Raw genomic sequence first — 18103 nt, 5'->3', positions numbered from 1 at the left:
CGGATATACAAAATATGCTATACTTGCGATACGTAAACACAGATGGAAGGGCGTCATTTTATGGAAATAAAACTCGATACGAAAACAATTCTTGAAAAAGAATTCAAAACGGGTCTACGCGGATATAATCAGGAAGATGTTGACTTATTCCTTGACCAGGTCATACAGGATTATGAGGCTTTCAAAAAAACGATTTCCGAATTGCGAATGGAAAACGAAAGATTGAAAGATGAACTTGCTACACAAGCGAAACGACCAGCTCCAACAAACACGAATACAACTAACTTTGACTTATTAAAGCGAATTTCGAATTTGGAAAAGCATGTTTTTGGTAGCAAATTATACGACTACGAATGATCATGTTCCAAAAGAAAAACAAAAAATAAATCAATTGATATTTAATGAAAAAAGCTGTATACTGTTGAGACCATAGTGTGAATTCAGGTAATCGCTGCAACTTACGTTGTAGAGGAAAGTCCATGCTCGCACGGCTCTGAGAAGACCGTAGTGTTCGTGCTCGGCGAAAAAATAAGCCGGGGCAACGCATGATGCGTTGACGGCGGGGATAAATCCTAAGTTCGTTCAACGAATATGGATGAGGTCTCCTGAAAAGTGCCACAGTGACGTAGCTTATCCGGAAACGGCTAAGGTGGAACGCGGTAAACCCCACGAGCGAGAAACCCAAATTATGGTAGGGGCACTCTTCTGAAGGAAATGAACAGATGAAGGGACAGACATCATTTTAAGATGAGTCTGTAGATAGATGATTACCGCCCTAAGTACGAGGCGCAAGCCGTTTGAGTACGCGGGAACAAAACATGGCTTATCGAATTTACGATGGTTCAATAGTACAATCAATGCTCTCCTTTCGTTTTGGAGAGCATTTCTTCATTAATAGGGAAATTATTTGACTGAAATTACACAGACTATAATCATATACATACGTTATGAATTGGAGTTGGACATGAATGACAAATTATAAATTGGTTGCCACTTCAGCGATGGGCCTTGAGTCAATTGTTGCCGATGAAGTGAAAGCATTAGGCTTCCAAACACAAACAGAAAACGGGAAAATCTATTTTGAAGGCGACGAGGCAGCAATCGCAAAAACGAATATGTGGCTTCGTGTCGCCGATCGTGTACGCGTCATTGTTGGAGAATTTAACGCAACGACATTTGATGATCTATTCGAACAAACAAAAGCACTTCCATGGGAACAATACTTACCAGTCGACGCAAATTTCCCAGTAGCGGGAAAATCCGTGAAATCCACACTATATAGCGTACCTGACTGCCAGGCAATCGTAAAAAAAGCAATCGTTGAACGGTTGAAAACTGCATATCGCAGGATAGGATTCTTAGACGAGTCGGGTCCATTATTTAAACTTGAAGTATCCATTTTAAAAGATAAGGTCACTCTTACAATCGATTCAAGTGGTGCCGGCTTGCATAAGCGCGGTTATCGGGTCGGACAAGGGGATGCGCCGCTGAAAGAAACGTTGGCAGCCGCTCTTGTAAGAATAACACGTTGGAATCCTGACCGACCATTTGTTGACCCGTTTTGTGGTTCTGGTACAATTCCGATTGAAGCAGCGATGATCGGCCAGAATATTGCACCTGGCTATAACCGTGAATTTAGTAGCGAACATTGGCCATGGATGAACGCAGAAATTTGGGATCGTATTAGAGAAGAAGCCGAAGACCTTGCAAAATACGATCAGCCACTGGATATACAAGGTTTTGATGTCGATTCAAGAATGGTGAAAGTTGCTCAACAAAATGCTGTTGAAGCCGGTTTTATGGATTTGATCCGTTTTAACCAACGGGATATTAAGGATTTATCGGTTGAAGGTTTGAACGGCGTTCTTGTCGGTAATCCTCCTTATGGAGAACGGTTGGGAGAAATCGAGGAAGCAGAGGAACTTACACAGACCATGGGCCATATTATGGATAAGTATCCCTCTTGGTCGGTATACATGCTTTCCTCCTTGGAAAACTTCGAAACGATGTATGGTAAAAAAGCTACGAAGAAACGGAAATTATTTAATGGATTTATCCGGACGGACTTCTATCAATTTTGGGGTCAGCGGAAATAAGTTATAGTTAACGGAAGAGGCCAGCCCTCTTCCGTTTCCATGTGTAAAGGAAAGGGGAAGCGCAGATGAAACGAAAAATGCCATTTTCATTGTCAAAAGAGAAATCATTCTACGAATCCTTGAATGACTGGATTGGTGATACGTTATACGACGATCTGACTGAAAAAGGATTTGAATGCAGGGATGAACAGATCTATATGGCATTCCAAATTGAACAAGCGCTAAAAGAGAAGAAAGTCCTCCTTGCTGAAGCTGGTGTCGGAACTGGAAAAACAATTGCCTATTTACTGCCAGCCATTGCCTATGCGAGGTATACAGGAAAACCAGCCCTCATCTCCTGTGCAGATGAAACGCTTATAGACCAGCTTGTTAAAGAAGAAGGCGATATTCGAAAAATTAGTGATGCCCTTCAAATCGATATCGATGTCCGCCTTGCAAAAGCGAGAGATCAATATTTATGCCTCAAACGTTTGGATGAAACGGTAGATGGTACTACAGAAGAGTTCGCTGAAAACGTACAAAGTAGTCTACCGGACTTTGTTCGGGGAAACCTATCCATGCAGTCTATTTCTCCATATGGGGAACGATCCGATTATCCTGACATCAACGATGATCAATGGAAAACAATAAATTTCCATCCAATCCAACAATGTGCTGCTTGCGATATCCGGAATAGATGCGGTCAGACAATCCACCGAAATCATTATCGTGAGGCAGCAGATGTGATCATTTGTTCACATGATTTCTATATGGAGCACATTTGGACGAAAGATTCAAGAAAACGACAAGGGCAATTGCCATTGTTACCTGATGTATCAATGATTGTTTTCGATGAAGGCCATCTTCTTGAATATTCAGCTCAACGTGCTCTCACATATGAAGTGCAAAATAATACATTGCTTAATTTGTTAGAGCGCATAATGGTTGATGGAGTTCGGGAAGAGACATTGCGGTTGATGGAACAATTGATCGACTTACATGAGCACTTTTTCCTTCTACTTCGAGCGAATTCTATTGGAAATACTACAGAACGGAAAGCGATTAAAAAGATCGATGAACTCCTTTCAGTAGGTAGAGAGGCCATTGCAGTATCTACTGCATTATTGGAAGAGTTTGTATTTGAAGGAGAACTTTATATTATTCCTGAATACGATTTGACAATGGTTGAGGAATACTTGGAACAATATATTTTCTCGATGGAATTATTCACTTCCGAAAACGATGCGGTCGATTGGGTTGAAGAGGCCGAAGGGGAAATGACGCTTATCATTATGCCGCGACTTGTTACGGATATTTTAAAGGAAAAACTATTTTCTTCAAACCTTCCGATTGTCTTTTCATCCGCAACTCTATCAGTCGGCCAGGATTTTACGTATTTGCTGGATAGTCTCGGAATCGATGATTTCCTATCGTTTTCTGTTGAGTCTCCTTTTGATTATGAAGAAGTGATGGACGTATTTGTTGCAGATCTTGAGGAAGGAGAAAAGGCAGATTATGTCCTTGACCTATTGCAAGAGAAGCAGCAAACACTCATGCTGTTCAAATCAGAACAATCAATGAAGGAATTCAAAGAGAAGTTGGGCGAAGGGCATAAGGAAATTGCTTTTGAAGGGGAACGGGAATTATCTTCAATGATCCGTGACTTCCAACAGAAAGAAATATCGGTTCTTTGCTCGTATCATTTATGGGAGGGGCTGGATGTTCCGAATGATGCCTTAACTCGTGTCATCATTTACGATTTGCCATTTCCACCTCAAGATCCTTTGTTTGACGCACGAAGAAAGCATGCAGAAAATCCTTTCAAAGAGGTCGACCTTCCGTTCATGTTGTTAAGATTACGACAAGGTGCGGGGAGACTCATCCGAACAAGTGATGACTATGGTACAATCCATATTCCACTTGAAGGCCAAGATAGGGAGATGAAGAACGAAATTTCGGGTATTTTCCCAGTTGAAATCCAATCACCTATCAATAAATAATGAATCAAGCTGTCTTTATTTGGGAGAATCCCATTGGAGACAGCTTTTCTTATGCGAAAATAGTGATAGCCAATAGAATATATATGTTTCACAACTTTCTTATTGGTCATTTCATTTGGAAAAGATGATATGATAGAAGCAGAAATTAGGGAAGGAAAGAATCCAATGTCTCAAAATGATGTTTTACACCAAGTAGCAGTTTACGGACAATTATTTAAAGATAATCATGATGAGGACCGTGTGAAGAAAGCAGCGTCGTTGGCACGAAAGTTAATCGATGAGGAATTTGTCATCGGCTTTGCTGGACATTTTTCAGCAGGTAAATCGTCAATGATCAATGCACTGACTGGTGATGATTTATTGCCATCCAGTCCAATACCGACGAGTGCCAATATTGTTAAAGTGAAAAAAACAGATAGTGAATATGCAATCATTCATAAAACAGATGGGACGATGTTTAAATACGAGGGTCATGGCTTTCCGTCGGCGATCAAATCTTTCAGCAAAGATGGTGCAGAAATTGCGCTTGTTGAAATCGGTCATCCTGCATCCAAATTACCTGAAGCAATAACAGTTATGGATACACCAGGCGTCGATTCAACAGATGATGCACACCGGCTTTCTACTGAATCAGCCCTACATCTGGCGGATCTCGTTTTTTACACGATGGACTATAATCATGTCCAATCAGAACTTAATTTCAAATTCACAAAAGAACTATTGCGCTATAACCCCAATGTCTATTTGATCATTAACCAAATCGACAAACATCGAGAGAGCGAGTTGCCATTCGAGGACTTCAAAAAGTCCGTTGAAGATTCCTTCACTCTATGGGGAGTTGAGCCTAAAGGGATTTTTTACACGTCTCTAAGGGATAAAGACCTTCCACATAATGATTTTGAAAAAGTGAAACGTATTGTGGAAGGCTCAATGGAAAACTGGAAAAAGCATTTTTTGAAAAATGCGGAACTATCTTTACTGAAGTTGAATGAAGAGCATTTAAATTATCTTGAATCCGATAAAGAAGAACACAAACAGGCTTATGCCGAAATGGTTTCAGATGAAGAATGGTCTCAACACGGAGAAATTTTAACTGAAGTGAAAGAGTTGAAAAAGCGGGCAGCCCTTCTGACAGGTGATGAGTTTTATGCAGTATTTGAAAGGGAACGAAACGAATTATTACGAAACGCTTCCGTTAGTCCTTTTGAAACGCGGGAATTGCTAAAAGAATATTTAGAATCAAAATCTCCAAGATTCAAGGTTGGTTTTCTATTCGGAGCTAAAAAGACGGCAGAAGAAAAGGAAAATAGAAGGAATGCCCTTACGGCCAATTTATCAAAACTAATACATACGCAAATCGAAGTGCATATGAAGGCTTTAATGAAAAAAGTGTTGAAAGATGCTGGTTTTATGACCGATGAGCGGTCGATTGAAATTGACGAAATGGATTTGACTGTTCCATTTGATGAAATTGATGCCCAGCTGAATGTATCTGACGTAATGACGGGTGATACCGTATTGAATATGGCGGAACAGATGAAATCGTCCATCCAACATATCATCCGAAAAAAGACAGATGAGTGGAAAAAAGAGATGTCTGCCATCGCTGAATCCATTGGGAATGAACAATCAGAATCATTATTATCAACGATTCATTCACTTGAGCAAAAGCTTGCAGCTATCTCACAGGTAGAAGAGATAAACGAAAAATTATCCACTTTTAATACAAGCGTTATAACGCCATCGCCAAGCTTGGAGGAGAAAAGCCGTCAACTCCTTCATGAATGGGAAAAGAAATCAGAAATTAAAACAATTGACCCTGAGCAGCTTACTGTAGGGGAAAATGAAGTGATTTCTGAGTCAAAGCCCGAGGAACAAATAGAAGAAGTGAAATCTGAGAGAACTGAAGCGAGTCAGGTCATTGACCAAGCTTTACATATAGCGGAAGCAGTGAATGACATTCCAGGCTTTTTGGAAACAGCAAGTTATTTGCGAAACAAGGCTGACCGTCTTTCCCAACAGGAATTTACAGTAGCTTTATTCGGTGCGTTTAGTGCTGGGAAATCTTCATTTTCCAATGCTTTGATCGGTGACCGCATTTTACCTGTCTCTCCAAACCCGACAACAGCTGCCATCAATAGGATCCGTCCGTTATCCATAGGGAAAAAGGATCGCACTGCGGATGTTCATTTGAAATCAGTCAATCAGATGACGGAAGATGTTGCATTTTCATTTGAAAAGTTAGGTGTACCAATAACGACACTTGAAGAAGCATTTAAGAAATCCGGTGAAGTTCTGAAACGGGAATTGGAGGATGAAAGCCTGCATATCCATAAAACATTCATTAGGGCATTTTCAAAGGGTTATCCCGTTCACATGGAAAAGCTTGGAACGACTATAAATGTTGAAGAAAGTGAATTCACACGATTTGTTGCAGAAGAGGAGCGTAGCTGTTTCGTTGACTCAATTGACCTCTTTATCGATTGTGCATTGACAAGGCAAGGCATCACCCTTGTTGACACACCGGGGGCTGATTCGATAAATGCCCGGCATACGGATGTCGCTTTCGATTATATAAGAAACGCGGACGCGATTCTTTTCATTACCTACTACAATCACGCCTTTGCAAGAGCGGATCGTGAATTCCTGATCCAACTTGGACGAGTAAAAGACGCTTTCGAATTGGATAAGATGTTCTTTGTCGTCAATGCAATCGATTTAGCCTCGAATGATGAGGAAGCTGAAGCCGTCAAATCATTTGTTGAACAAGAGTTAACGACATTCGGTATCCGTCATCCACGCGTTCATGGAATTTCTAGTTTGCAAGCACTGGAGGCAAAACTTGCTGGGCAAAATGAACCTTCCATGCATGAATTTGAAAACCATTTTGAACACTTCTTGAAGGATGATTTAAAGGGACTCGCTGTCCAGGCGTTAGAAGAAGAGGTTGAAAAAACGGTTAATCGTCTTGCGACTTTGATCGAAAGAACGGAATTGAACCGGTCCCGTAAAGCGGAGCGCATGCTTGAGCTGGACCGCTTTGAGCAAGATATCCGAGCACATTTTTCAAATGGCTTTGCACAAGTGATCCGCAAAGCTTCAAGTAATGAGTTGAATGAATTGGTTTACTATATTTTACAACGTGTATTCTTGCGTTTCGGCGACTTTTTCAAAGAGGGCTACAGTCCCTCGACTTTTGCGAACTACCCAGCCGAAAAAGCATTGTCCATGTCGCTTGCTGAAACCGTGCAAATGGTCGGTTTTGATCTGACACAAGAATTGAAGGTCACCAATTTACGCATGCTTAACTTTATGAATAAACAATTGAAAGAGCGTCAGCGTGCCGAAATTCGGTTCCTTGGTGAAAAAGATGCCTCCATTTCACCGTCACCGTATGAAACGGAAGATAAAGAGATGCTTTCATTCGCAACACCTTTTGAGAATCCATCAGTTTATAAAGATGTTAACCGTTTATTTAAAAACCAAAAATCATTTTTCGAAAGAGGAGACCGGTTGGTTCTGAGGGATCAGCTTGAAGAGCGCTTGAAGCAGGATGCTTCCGTCTATTTAGGGAAAGAAAAAGAACGTCTTGAACTTTGGGCCGATCAATGGATAGAAGCCGAAGCAGAAGGTTTACGACTTCATTTATTGACACAAAGTATTCAGCAAATCGAATCGGAGCGTTCATTACTGCAAGACACGGAACAGTTAGAGGAGTGGCGTACCGTTTATGAAAAAATTCGTTAAGGGGGATGTTTAAGATGGGGGAAGTTTTTAAATCGATCAATGAGGTAAATGTCGAAAGGGTTAAATGGATTGATGCAAGGTTTTCATTGCAAGACGCAAATTTGGGGAGAAAGAAGTTTGAAGAAGGGCATATTAAAGGTGCAGTCCATTGGGATCTTGGGAAAGACCTATCCGATTTGAAATCGAAATCGGGTAGACATCCGTTGCCAGATAAAGAAGAATTGACGTCTTTATTCAGGGAAAGTGGACTGGAACTGGAAGATCTAATACTGGTCTATGATGATGGTGGAGCACCTTTTGCAACAAGAGCATGGTGGATTCTTCAGTATGCTGGATTTAAGAATTCATTTATAGCTATTGAAGGTTTTGATCAGTTAAAAACCTTAGGTGTTGCAGTTTCCGATGAATTCACAAAGCCTTTGCCTTCGAAAGTTGTCCCAAAATGGAATGAATCCATTTTCGCTTCCCGCCAATTTGTTGAAAAGACAGTGGCGGGGGAAACTGGTAATGTCTTGGTCGATGCGCGATCCGCGGAAAGGTATCGCGGGGAAGTGGAACCGATTGACCCGATTGCAGGGCATATTCCCGGGGCATTGAATTTCGACTGGGAACAACTCAAGAAGGATGGAGCATATGACTTGGGAAGTGACGTGAAAGATCAACTTTCAAAAGTAGTCAATCAGGAAGACGAAATTACCGTCTATTGCGGCAGCGGGGTTACGGCTACACCGTTATACGCCATGCTGAAACATAATGGATATGATCATGTAAAACTGTATGTTGGAAGTTATAGTGATTGGATTTCCAGAGATTCCATAGAAGTAGAAAAAGGTTGAACGGTCGGAGGTACCACAGATGCAATACGCGATTATCGGGGATATCCATTCCTCTAAAGAAGATTTGAAAAAAGTGCTTAACCATATAAATAAACAAGCACCTGATGCCGTTTTAATCGGAACGGGTGACTTGTTTGAATGTACCATCAGTAAACGTAATATCACTGAACATAAGTACAGCAGCCTGTCTGAAGTAATGTTACTGCCAGATGGCTTTAAGGAATTACTTACTTTTCCATCTGTAAGAGGGAATCAGGAGGAGCGTATCTTACTGATTACTGAAGCAAATGACCCGCTGCTCAAAATGTTATCCGAGATGCCGGAGAAAATGGAACTTGGAAATGCGGAAGTCATCCATGGACATCAATGGACATGGGGTGGGGAACCTTGGTCTTTACTGAAGGCAGATACAGTGAAGCCGCTGACGTTCTATGGGCATAGCCATCAATCCGGGTTCGTGCATAATGGAAAAGAAGAAGAAGTGCTGTTTGAGCACCCGAAAAAAATCAGCGATGGACAGACGCTTGTCAATGTTGGGGCGGTTGTCAATGATCGGGAATGGGTTTTGTACGACAGCACCGATAATACTGTGACTTTCATGAAAGCGGAATAATCATTTGCCGCCAATCCTCTTGGCGGCAACTATTTTTTATCGGGTTAGGAATCGGTTTGCTGATGGATTGCTTCCCTTGCGAGTGCATCAGCTGCACGGTTTTCAGTATCTGGGATCCATTTAATGAAGAAGAATTCGAATGTTTTCGCAATCGACAGGATTTCATTCAAAAACCCTTTATGTAGTTTGTTTTTCACGAATTCATTTTCAACAGCGGAAACGACTGCTTTTGAATCCGAGCGTGCTGAAACGATTCCGGTCGTCAATTTGGCCGCTTCTTCCATGCCGCGCAAGAGTGCGATGAATTCAGCCGTATGATTATTTGTTGGCTCAATCGGTTCTGAAAGCTTTACTTGTGTTCCTTCTCCTTTGATGTAAATTCCGATACCACTTTTTCCGGGATTACCGGCACTTGCGCCATCTACGTATAACTCGATCATATTTATTCACTCCTTAGACTTAGTTGCAATTTCACGATACGGACATTAAAATGAATGAATGACCGGCACGGGAGGTTATTATGGATAAATTAACAATCATGAATGAAATAAATGAAGTGCTTGATACGTATTGTGAAGGTTGTTTTGTGAAAAGGCAACAGGCGAAGGATATCGGCAAAACCGGAGCCCATAATTTTTGTATTCGAATCTGCACAATAGGAGAGCAATTGCAATTTTTAGGTAATGAAATGAATAAATTGACAAAATAATACCCCGCCAAAAGCTTGTGGCGGGATATTTACATTCAATTTTCATTTTAGCTGATACTTAAGACATTTGCCGCTTGGGGACCACGGTTACCTTCAATGATTTCGAAGGAGACGGTCTGGCCTTCATCCAACGTTTTGAACCCATCTGACATAATACCAGTGTAGTGTACAAATACATCTTCGCCATTGTCGGTTTCGATAAAACCATATCCTTTTTCGTTACTAAACCATTTTACTTTACCTTGGTACATGTTTATTCCTCCCTCGGCAATTCAATGTCTATCCCATTATTGACATGGTTGAATTTACTATACATGAATCGACAATATACGTCAATGATATGGTTTGAATTTTCTAACGAGTGTTAAATAAGCTATGTAGAACTGTTGATTTCCGCTACAGGCGGACGCTTTCCGGGGGGCGGGCGGTGAGCCTCCTCGGTCGCTACGCGACACTGCGGGGTCTCACCTGTCCCGCTTATCCCCCAGGAGTCGCCGCCTTTCGCTTCAATCAACGGAAATTCCAATAGATAACAAGTTCTTTTTACCAAGATAATATGAAAACCATAGCTTTTCAGTATATAGAAAGTTGGTGCTTAGATGGAACAGATTATTGAAAAATGTACGGGGCAAGTGATTGAGATTTATGAGCAGTTTGATGCGAGTCATGATTTTGATCATATTTTGCGAGTAATGAGAAATGCAGAGGCGATTGCGGGGACTTTGCCGGAAGCTAATATGGCGATTGTAAGGCTTGCGGCTCTTCTTCATGATGTTGATGACCCAAAATATAAAATGGTGAATCATATAACGGCACTTGATTTATTGCAATCATCAGGTGTTGATGATGAAACGACATTTCGTGTCTTGGAAACGATTAAGAGTGTTTCATTCAATGGAGGAAATGAGGAAGAGATCGTTTCAATTGAAGGGGCGATTTTGAGGGATGCGGATCGCCTTGATGCAATCGGTGCGATAGGGATTGCAAGGACTTTCGCTTTTGGTGGTGCAAGGGGAAGAAAATTGTATGATGCGGATGAAATAGTGAGAACAACTATGTCCGAATCTGAATACCGTTCCAAAAACACTTCTTCCGTCACTCATTTTTATGAGAAGCTCTTACTATTAAAAGACCTCATGGTTACAGAGGAAGGGACAAGGCTGGCGGAAGAGCGGCATGTCTTTATGCTTGATTTTCTTGAACAGTTGAAGAGGGAAGTTGGAATATAAGAATACTGATGAACATTTGGAGGGATTGGGAAAACACCCAGTTTTTTAAAATATTAATATTGATTTTTAAAAAAATATTGGAAACTCTTTACTGATCAAGAGTTTCCTCTCCCGTTAATACATTACTGATTAAGGAATAAGTTGTAGAATTCCAATGTGTAGAGCTTGTTTTTATCTTTCCATTCCAACCCATTCTCCTAAGTTCTTTCCCAATCAACTTATTGAAAAATCCATGTCCAACCAATATTACATTATCATGCTCGTTTGCACGTTTAACTAAAAACTTTGATGCCTCTTCAGCCCTTCTCTTTGCATCTTTCAAAGACTCGCACTGGTTTGAATAACCGCAAAACCATAGGCATCTCAAAATGACCGTCCAAATACTTGCATTTAACTTTAATCCCCATAATTTTGCTAAAGGAACAGGTAATTCTGTTTCACGAAATAATGAGTTTGATATAGTTTGCAAGTTGGGACTCAAAAACTTCGCTGACTCTATCGCCCTTTTCAAATCACTTGTAAATACAATATTTGCTACACCTAACTTTTCAAGAGTTTCCGAAGGATAAGATTTCTCTTCAAACACTCCATGCCAATCATATTTTTCAACCCAAACTTTAAACTCTTGACAAGTTATAGGCTTATTTTCATCCCACAAAGATTTACCATGTCTTACTAATGTTATTTCCATACGGCTCTCCTATTAAATTTGTAACCAAGTATTTTTTAATATACGATTTTGCTCACTAAACACTGAATTTTGAGAGGTGTAAGCTATCATAAGTATCGTCATTTCAAATACAAATGATGTTAATCGAAATTCTTTTATATGCTGTTTTGTGCTTACATTACTGCGACTATCAACAAATAAGAACGACTCAAGGTAGTTCCCGTTTTCCCACCACGACACAACTTCGAAATTTTCGGACATGACTTATTCGAATAATTCCTCGTCAGAAATTGAGTCTGAATCGATATCATAGAACCTATTATATTCTTCCTCACTCGTAACTTCTTCCAAAGAATATATGACCTTAGTATATCTGGCTTTTCAAGACGGTTTGCAATGTTTACTTCCCAAGTTAATTCTCGAAGTGCTTGAATTTCAGCATACATTTCTTCGTACGCTTTATAATCTAAAATGACTGTGTCGACTACATTATTTCGGAAATGAATTGTGGGGATTCTTTTTTCTTACCTTTCCGAAATTCTTGGAAGCGTAGGTAGCAGAAATAATTTGATCTACATTTGCATTATTTATCAGAGTATACTACTTCATCAGATAGATAGGTAGTATAGCTATACCCATATTGTACGGATTTAATGAAATAAATAGGACAATCTATGTGTAAATTGTAATAGGAGCTGTCGTGGTATGAAACTAAGAATTTTAGTTATAGCATTAGTTATTTGCTTTTCAGCATATTCTTTTCCTATCAACGCCGAAGAAATCGGGTCGCCAGAACAAGTCATCCGTTCTTATTTTGATGATTTGAATAAGAAACAGTTGGAAAAAGCGATTTCCCGGTGGGATAAGAAAACTGAAAAGGATTTATTGGACTTTATTGCCGATAGGGAAAATCAAATCCAGAGACTTGGATTGTTTAATATTGAAAAGGCCAGCCTTGTTATGTGGAAAGAGCTGCCTTTTGAGTACTTCCAACAGTTTTTACCGTATCATTACATGGAGAAATTCAAAAACATCAAAGTGTATTATGTTGGTGTGGATTTTGAAGTGTACTCCCAGAACGAATACTTCATTAATGGCATGAATTATTTTTTAATAGCCTTGGTTCAGGAAGATGGAGAATGGAAAATAGCTTTGTCTCCGCATGTCCCGGTAAGGTCAATTATTTCGGACGGTTATGGGTTTGGTACTGAGGATGAGAAAACCTATGATGAAAGAAGATTGAAGTATTTGAATTAATGAAGGGAACAGCTAAGGGATTCAGGGAAGCTCGTTTATGATCCGGAAGTTCTCGTTTTGATCTCCCTTTGCTGCCCATTCACTATGATGCCCGTGTAAAGATGATTGCAGGAATTCAACCAGGAAATTGATCAAAAAAAAGGAAATGGCTGGCAGGGAAGAGCTTTCATCTTTTTATGAAGCTTACTGGTCGCTAAGTCCAGTTCATTGGGCTGGAATGCAGCGGGGGAGTGAGTATTATTATCCTCTGCTCCGCATTTTAATAATGAAATATGTTATCCCTGTGAATAATAAAGCTAAGATAATCTGAACAGGAACGAAAAATAATAACCAATATATTGTTGTAAAATCATATTCACCATTAAAAATATCTTCGAAATAAAACGGATAGAAGGCTATAGATACAATTATAAATCCAATAAGTATAATTAATGGGGAAATCCATATGAGTTTCGGGCGTTTAAAATAAAAAAATATGCAACAAGTAACGGGGATAATCAATAGGCAAAGAATAAAATACAATTCTTGTTTCCATTCAAAAGACGGTATCATCAACTTGCTCCCTCCCCAAAGTATAATAAACAATCTTCTTTTCAATATCGAAACGGGTATCCTTCATTCTACGAGGATACCCGCTTGTTTTAATGCGATTTCTGCTTTTTCGATTTGCTGTTCAGTTTCCGCGATAACTGTGTGAAGGTGAATGCCTTCTTCCGCTAACTTCGATAAATATACAGCATTGGCTTCTTGGACTTGCCGGATGAATTCTTTTACTTCCTGCCTGTTTGACACCATGATTGATGCACTTAAGTCACCGTATACAGGATGTTCGATTTTTACGTCTTTCACCGTTAGGCCGTGGTCGACAAGAATATTCAATTCTTCTTCAGTCTGTTCCGGAGCATGGTGACAGACTAGTGTCTTCTCGATTTTCCCGGGTCCGACTGGGGCATGCATATACATATAGCCTTGACTTGTTGCAATGATTGGTTCGTTTTTAGCTTTCAATAAAGTGATATCTCCAACGATGACTTGGCGGCTGACATTTGTCAGTTCTCCAAGTTCTTTTCCGGTCATCGGTCTATCGGCTTTTTGCAATGTAGCCAAAATTAGTTCCCGGCGTTCTTCACCGGGCATTTTTTCAATTACGGTCAATGTTATCCCTCCATTACTTCAATTTTACCATATCTCTCAAAGGTTAGTGTATAATGTCACCGATAGAGTTCACCTAAACGAATTGGAGGAGAACCCGCTTGCAAATTAAAAAAGTAACAGTTCGTAAAATGAAAATGAGAATGAAGGAGCCTTTTGCAACGAGCTTCGGAACGATGCAGGACAAGCAGTTTTTATTGCTGGAAGTCAAAGATGAAAAGGGAAATACCGGCTGGGGGGAGTCAGTTGCTTTCGATGCCCCGTGGTATACAGAAGAAACAGTTGAGACGAATTTACATATGATCCGTGATTTTCTTATCCCGATTCTGCTTGGAAAGGAAATTACCCACCCGGACGAAGTGGGGGTTCTTTTTTCTCCTATCCGGAAAAACAATATGGCGAAAGCCGCTATCGAGGGCGCTGTGTGGGATCTTTATGCAAAGCGGAAGGGGATTTCATTAGCCGAGGCTTTAGGTGGCAATCGGGAGCAGATTGAAGTCGGGATTAGTATAGGCATTCAAGAAAACTTGGCACGTTTAATCGAAAAAGTACAAGGTTATTTGGATGAAGGGTATAAACGGATTAAAGTGAAAATCAAACCGGGTGCCGATATTGATGTAATTCGTGGGTTGAGGGAAGCTTTTCCGAATGTCCCACTTATGGCAGACGCCAATTCGGCATATTCGTTGGACGATATCGATCTGCTGAAGCAGTTAGATGAATTTAACCTCCTAATGATTGAGCAGCCGCTTGCTTATGATGATATTTTCGATCATGCTGTTTTACAAAAGGAGCTTAAAACACCGATTTGCCTTGACGAAAGTATTCTTTCATTGGAAGATGTGCGGAAGGCGGTTGAGATGGGGAGTACAAAAGTCATCAATGTGAAAATCGGAAGAGTAGGCGGGTTATCGGAAGCAAAGAGAATCCATGATTATTGTATGGCAAATGGGATTCCCGTTTGGTGCGGAGGCATGCTTGAGGCTGGAATTGGGCGCGCCCATAATATTGCTTTGACGACATTACCGAATTTCGTTTTTCCTGGAGATACTGCGGGCTCTTCCCGTTATTGGGAAGAGGATATTATTAAGCCTGAAGTGGTTGTGGAAGATGGTTTCATCACTGTTCCGGATGCGCCCGGCATTGGCTATTCGCCAGATTTTCAGACAATCGATGAATTTACCACTGTTAGTTATCATTTCGAATAGATTGATGAATGATAGTTTTTCCAGTAAAATGAATGTAGGTTTTTGTAGAGAGGGAGTTTAATGTGAAAAAAATAATTAACGCTCTCGCGGTAAGCTCTATGCTGCTTCTGCTTGCTGCTTGTAGCTATACGGGAAAGGCCCAGAATGTAATGACGGCCGGAGATTTGTTGGATAAATCGCAAGAGGCGATGGAAACGTCTTTGAAATCCGTCCAATCGCATATCGTCTATGACGAAACGGAAGTTACCGTTAAAGATGGTGATCTGGAGAATCCAGAAAGGGCCGGTGTCAAATTCGATATGAGCACGGTTGCCTTTCTTAACCCTGTAAAGGTTCATACACAGACGAAGGTTACTCCTCGCGGCACAGCGCCATGGAATATGGATGTATACCGAATGGATGACCGTGTGTTTGTAACTGACGACAAAAATAAGAAATGGGATGAATTGGCTTCCGGCTCGATTGCCGAACTGTTCGGCACGTTAGTATCGGGCGTCAATCCAATCGTTGACCTATCCAAGTTCAGAGAGTTCGGGGATGATTTTATTCTTCAACCGATCGATTACGGATACGCCTTGAAATTATCGTTGGACCGAAATCAGTTAAAGCGATTTAAGGAGATTTTCCCTGATGTTGGTTCAAGTCAAGAAGGGTTTGACATGGTCGACAGATTGGATATTGTCATTACATTCAATAACCGAACTCTTTACGTAACTGGCTTTACAATGTCTTCTTATATAAAGACATACAGCGATAGCAATTCGTATAGGTCCCAACAGAAGTTGAATGCGACATATAGTTATTTCAATGACGCAGAGAATTTCGAATTGCCGAAGGAAGTTAAGGATCTGACATCTAAATAATATTAAAAGCGGCATCTGTCCAGGGTTAGTCCATGGATAGATGCTTTTTATTTTTCATTGATTCATTTAACAGAGTATTACTTAAAACTATCTGGGTATGCTACACTTTCAATAGTTATATAGGTGACATAAGTTGGATATCCAGGACGGTGATATTATTGACCATTGAAATTAGAGAAATAGAACCAAAAGATTACACAGATTTAGTCGAATTGATGAGTGAATTAGGTTATCCAACAACACTTGAAGATTTAACGAAACGATTGGAATTACTAGGAAAACATGTAGATTATGAAGCATTAGTAGCTGTTAAAAACAATCAAGTTATAGGTTTTGCAGGGATGTGTAAGGTACTTGCTTTTGAATTCACTGGTATATATGTGCGTATTATCGCGTTTGTCGTAAGTTCCAACCAACGGAAGCAAGGGATTGGAACAAAGCTTTTAAAAGCATGTGAAGAATGGGCAATTCAAGAAGGTGCTGTAGCTATAACATTAAATAGTGGTAATCGAGCAGAGCGTCAAACGGCACATATCTTTTATACAAGTAATGGCTATGTAGGTAAGAGCACTGGATTTTCAAAAAAGATGATTTGAGATTAGGGTCAACGGTAACCTTTGAATTATGTTATGAGGTGATTTATATATGGAACTTTTAAAAAAGGGTGATACAATTGGCATATTTACGCCATCCTCACCTGCAACTGTGACGGCAAAATTACGTTTTGATCGGGCAAAATCTTTTTTGGAGGGAAAAGGTTTTGCCATTGTGGAAGGGAAATTAACGGGAAAGATGGATGGTTATCGTTCTGGCTCACCTAAAGAGCGCGCTGAGGAATTGAATGAGTTAATAAAAGACACGAGTGTAAAGATGATAATGTCAACTATTGGGGGTACAAACTCGAACAGTATGCTGCCATATATTGATTACGAAGCGTTTAAGCAAAACCCTAAGATAGTGGTGGGGTATTCTGATGCAACGGCTATCTTGCTCGCACTTTATTCAAAAACAGGCATCCCAACGTATTATGGTCCTGCGTTAGTTCCTTCATTTGGTGAATTTGAACCTTTAGTAAATGATACATATCACTATTTTGAGCAATATTTTATGCAAAAGAATGAGCTACCTTATGAAGTGCCGATGCCAGATTTTTGGTCAGATGAACTAGTAAATTGGTTAGAAAAAACGACAGAGAAAAAGCTGTATAAAAATGAATGGATTACTGGACATAATGGAGTTGCAGAGGGAAGACTAATAGGTGGAAATGTAAATGCCATGTATGGATTTATTGGTTCACCATACTTCCCGCTGATTGAGCAAGGCGATATTTTATTGATTGAAGATTGCATGAAAAACGCCTCAATAGTCGAAAAAAATTTCGCCATGCTAAAAGCGCAAGGCATTTTTGATAAAGTCGCTGGTATTATCTTAGGAAAACATGAACAGTACGATGATTTAGATACAGGCAAACAGCCGTTGGATTTATTAATAGAGCAATTAGATGGATTGGACATACCGATTTTAGCTGATTTTGATACGTCTCACACCCACCCCATGCACCCACTTGCCATCGGTATGAAAGTGAAGTTAGATGCTGGAAGGAAAAAGGTTTTTTGTACGGAAGACTGGTTAGATTTCTCTACACTTGGTTAACTTTATCGAGAAAATATGGCAAGTAATAACACACAGACAATTGATCTGTGCGTTATTACTTGCTTTTTTATTTTTATTTCCAATAACGCCC

At 40.1% G+C, this 18103-nt stretch carries 17 protein-coding genes, 1 other RNA gene and 1 pseudogene; 14 read left to right on the top strand and 5 right to left on the bottom strand.

Annotation, left to right across the window (positions count from 1 at the left end; all coding sequences use genetic code 11):
* Positions 1-60 precede the first annotated feature (60 nt).
* The 7 genes from gpsB (at position 61) to P5G49_RS14650 (ending at position 9271) form a co-directional block, all read left to right on the top strand.
* Positions 61-357: a cell division regulator GpsB gene (gpsB, locus tag P5G49_RS14680; protein WP_301244943.1), complete on the top strand. Its 297-nt coding sequence runs from the start codon at positions 61-63 to the stop codon at positions 355-357.
* A gap of 79 nt (positions 358-436) precedes the next feature.
* Positions 437-831: RNase P RNA component class B (rnpB, locus tag P5G49_RS14675), an RNA gene on the top strand.
* A gap of 137 nt (positions 832-968) precedes the next feature.
* Entirely contained in the window at positions 969-2096 is a 1128-nt protein-coding gene (locus P5G49_RS14670; RefSeq protein ID WP_301244942.1) for a THUMP domain-containing class I SAM-dependent RNA methyltransferase, read from the top strand.
* 65 nt (positions 2097-2161) lie between these two features.
* The gene (locus P5G49_RS14665) at positions 2162-4075 is read left to right on the top strand and encodes an ATP-dependent DNA helicase (RefSeq protein ID WP_301244940.1); all 1914 of its coding nucleotides are present in this window, start codon (positions 2162-2164) and stop codon (positions 4073-4075) included.
* A 129-nt stretch (positions 4076-4204) separates the two neighbouring features.
* On the top strand, positions 4205-7822 hold the full coding sequence (locus P5G49_RS14660) for a dynamin family protein (RefSeq protein WP_301244938.1): 3618 nt from the start codon (positions 4205-4207) through the stop codon (positions 7820-7822).
* 14 nt (positions 7823-7836) lie between these two features.
* Entirely contained in the window at positions 7837-8658 is an 822-nt protein-coding gene (locus P5G49_RS14655; RefSeq protein WP_301244936.1) for a sulfurtransferase, read from the top strand.
* A gap of 19 nt (positions 8659-8677) precedes the next feature.
* The gene (locus P5G49_RS14650; protein ID WP_301244934.1) at positions 8678-9271 is read left to right on the top strand and encodes a metallophosphoesterase family protein; all 594 of its coding nucleotides are present in this window, start codon (positions 8678-8680) and stop codon (positions 9269-9271) included.
* Positions 9272-9315: 44 nt separating this feature from the next.
* On the opposite strand, the gene P5G49_RS14645 is transcribed toward P5G49_RS14650, so the two are convergent.
* Positions 9316-9711: a reverse transcriptase-like protein gene (locus tag P5G49_RS14645; protein ID WP_301244932.1), complete on the bottom strand. Its 396-nt coding sequence runs from the start codon at positions 9709-9711 to the stop codon at positions 9316-9318.
* Between the two features lie 80 nt (positions 9712-9791).
* Here P5G49_RS14645 and P5G49_RS14640 point away from each other — a divergent pair, with 80 nt between their 5' ends.
* Complete coding sequence (locus tag P5G49_RS14640) at positions 9792-9980, top strand: zinc-finger domain-containing protein (protein WP_301244931.1); 189 nt, start codon at positions 9792-9794, stop codon at positions 9978-9980.
* Positions 9981-10027: 47 nt separating this feature from the next.
* Here P5G49_RS14640 and P5G49_RS14635 read toward each other — a convergent pair whose 3' ends face one another.
* Positions 10028-10231 (bottom strand): cold-shock protein, encoded by a 204-nt coding sequence (locus P5G49_RS14635; RefSeq protein WP_283731874.1) that lies wholly within the window; start codon positions 10229-10231, stop codon positions 10028-10030.
* Between the two features lie 348 nt (positions 10232-10579).
* On the opposite strand from P5G49_RS14635, the gene P5G49_RS14630 reads away from it, so the two are divergent.
* A complete protein-coding gene (locus P5G49_RS14630) occupies positions 10580-11209 on the top strand; it encodes an HD domain-containing protein (protein ID WP_301244929.1) in 630 nt (209 codons plus the stop codon).
* 88 nt (positions 11210-11297) lie between these two features.
* Here P5G49_RS14630 and P5G49_RS14625 read toward each other — a convergent pair whose 3' ends face one another.
* Together P5G49_RS14625 and P5G49_RS14620 are read right to left on the bottom strand one after the other, a co-directional pair.
* Entirely contained in the window at positions 11298-11900 is a 603-nt protein-coding gene (locus P5G49_RS14625) for a phosphoglycerate mutase family protein (protein ID WP_301244927.1), read from the bottom strand.
* 55 nt (positions 11901-11955) lie between these two features.
* Positions 11956-12098 (bottom strand): annotated as a pseudogene (locus P5G49_RS14620) (IS1595 family transposase); the annotation flags it as partial.
* Between the two features lie 486 nt (positions 12099-12584).
* On the opposite strand from P5G49_RS14620, the gene P5G49_RS14615 reads away from it, so the two are divergent.
* A complete protein-coding gene (locus P5G49_RS14615) occupies positions 12585-13136 on the top strand; it encodes a DUF4829 domain-containing protein (RefSeq protein ID WP_301244925.1) in 552 nt (183 codons plus the stop codon).
* Between the two features lie 615 nt (positions 13137-13751).
* On the opposite strand, the gene P5G49_RS14610 is transcribed toward P5G49_RS14615, so the two are convergent.
* Complete coding sequence (locus tag P5G49_RS14610) at positions 13752-14273, bottom strand: transcription repressor NadR (RefSeq protein WP_435877225.1); 522 nt, start codon at positions 14271-14273, stop codon at positions 13752-13754.
* A gap of 116 nt (positions 14274-14389) precedes the next feature.
* Here P5G49_RS14610 and menC point away from each other — a divergent pair, with 116 nt between their 5' ends.
* The 4 genes from menC to P5G49_RS14590 all read left to right on the top strand — a co-directional run bounded on the left by menC (position 14390) and on the right by P5G49_RS14590 (position 18012).
* Positions 14390-15496 (top strand): o-succinylbenzoate synthase, encoded by a 1107-nt coding sequence (gene menC, locus P5G49_RS14605; protein WP_301244921.1) that lies wholly within the window; start codon positions 14390-14392, stop codon positions 15494-15496.
* A gap of 62 nt (positions 15497-15558) precedes the next feature.
* Complete coding sequence (locus P5G49_RS14600; protein ID WP_301244920.1) at positions 15559-16359, top strand: DUF6612 family protein; 801 nt, start codon at positions 15559-15561, stop codon at positions 16357-16359.
* Between the two features lie 158 nt (positions 16360-16517).
* On the top strand, positions 16518-16955 hold the full coding sequence (locus P5G49_RS14595) for a GNAT family N-acetyltransferase (RefSeq protein ID WP_301244919.1): 438 nt from the start codon (positions 16518-16520) through the stop codon (positions 16953-16955).
* A 49-nt stretch (positions 16956-17004) separates the two neighbouring features.
* Entirely contained in the window at positions 17005-18012 is a 1008-nt protein-coding gene (locus P5G49_RS14590) for a S66 family peptidase (RefSeq protein WP_301244917.1), read from the top strand.
* The last annotated feature ends 91 nt before the right edge of the window (positions 18013-18103 follow it).

The sequence above is a fragment of the Sporosarcina highlanderae genome (genome assembly GCF_030433715.1).
Lineage (GTDB): Bacteria > Bacillota > Bacilli > Bacillales_A > Planococcaceae > Sporosarcina > Sporosarcina highlanderae.
The sequence above is the reverse complement of the archived record's forward strand: the minus strand, read 5'-3'. Positions and strand labels throughout refer to the sequence as shown.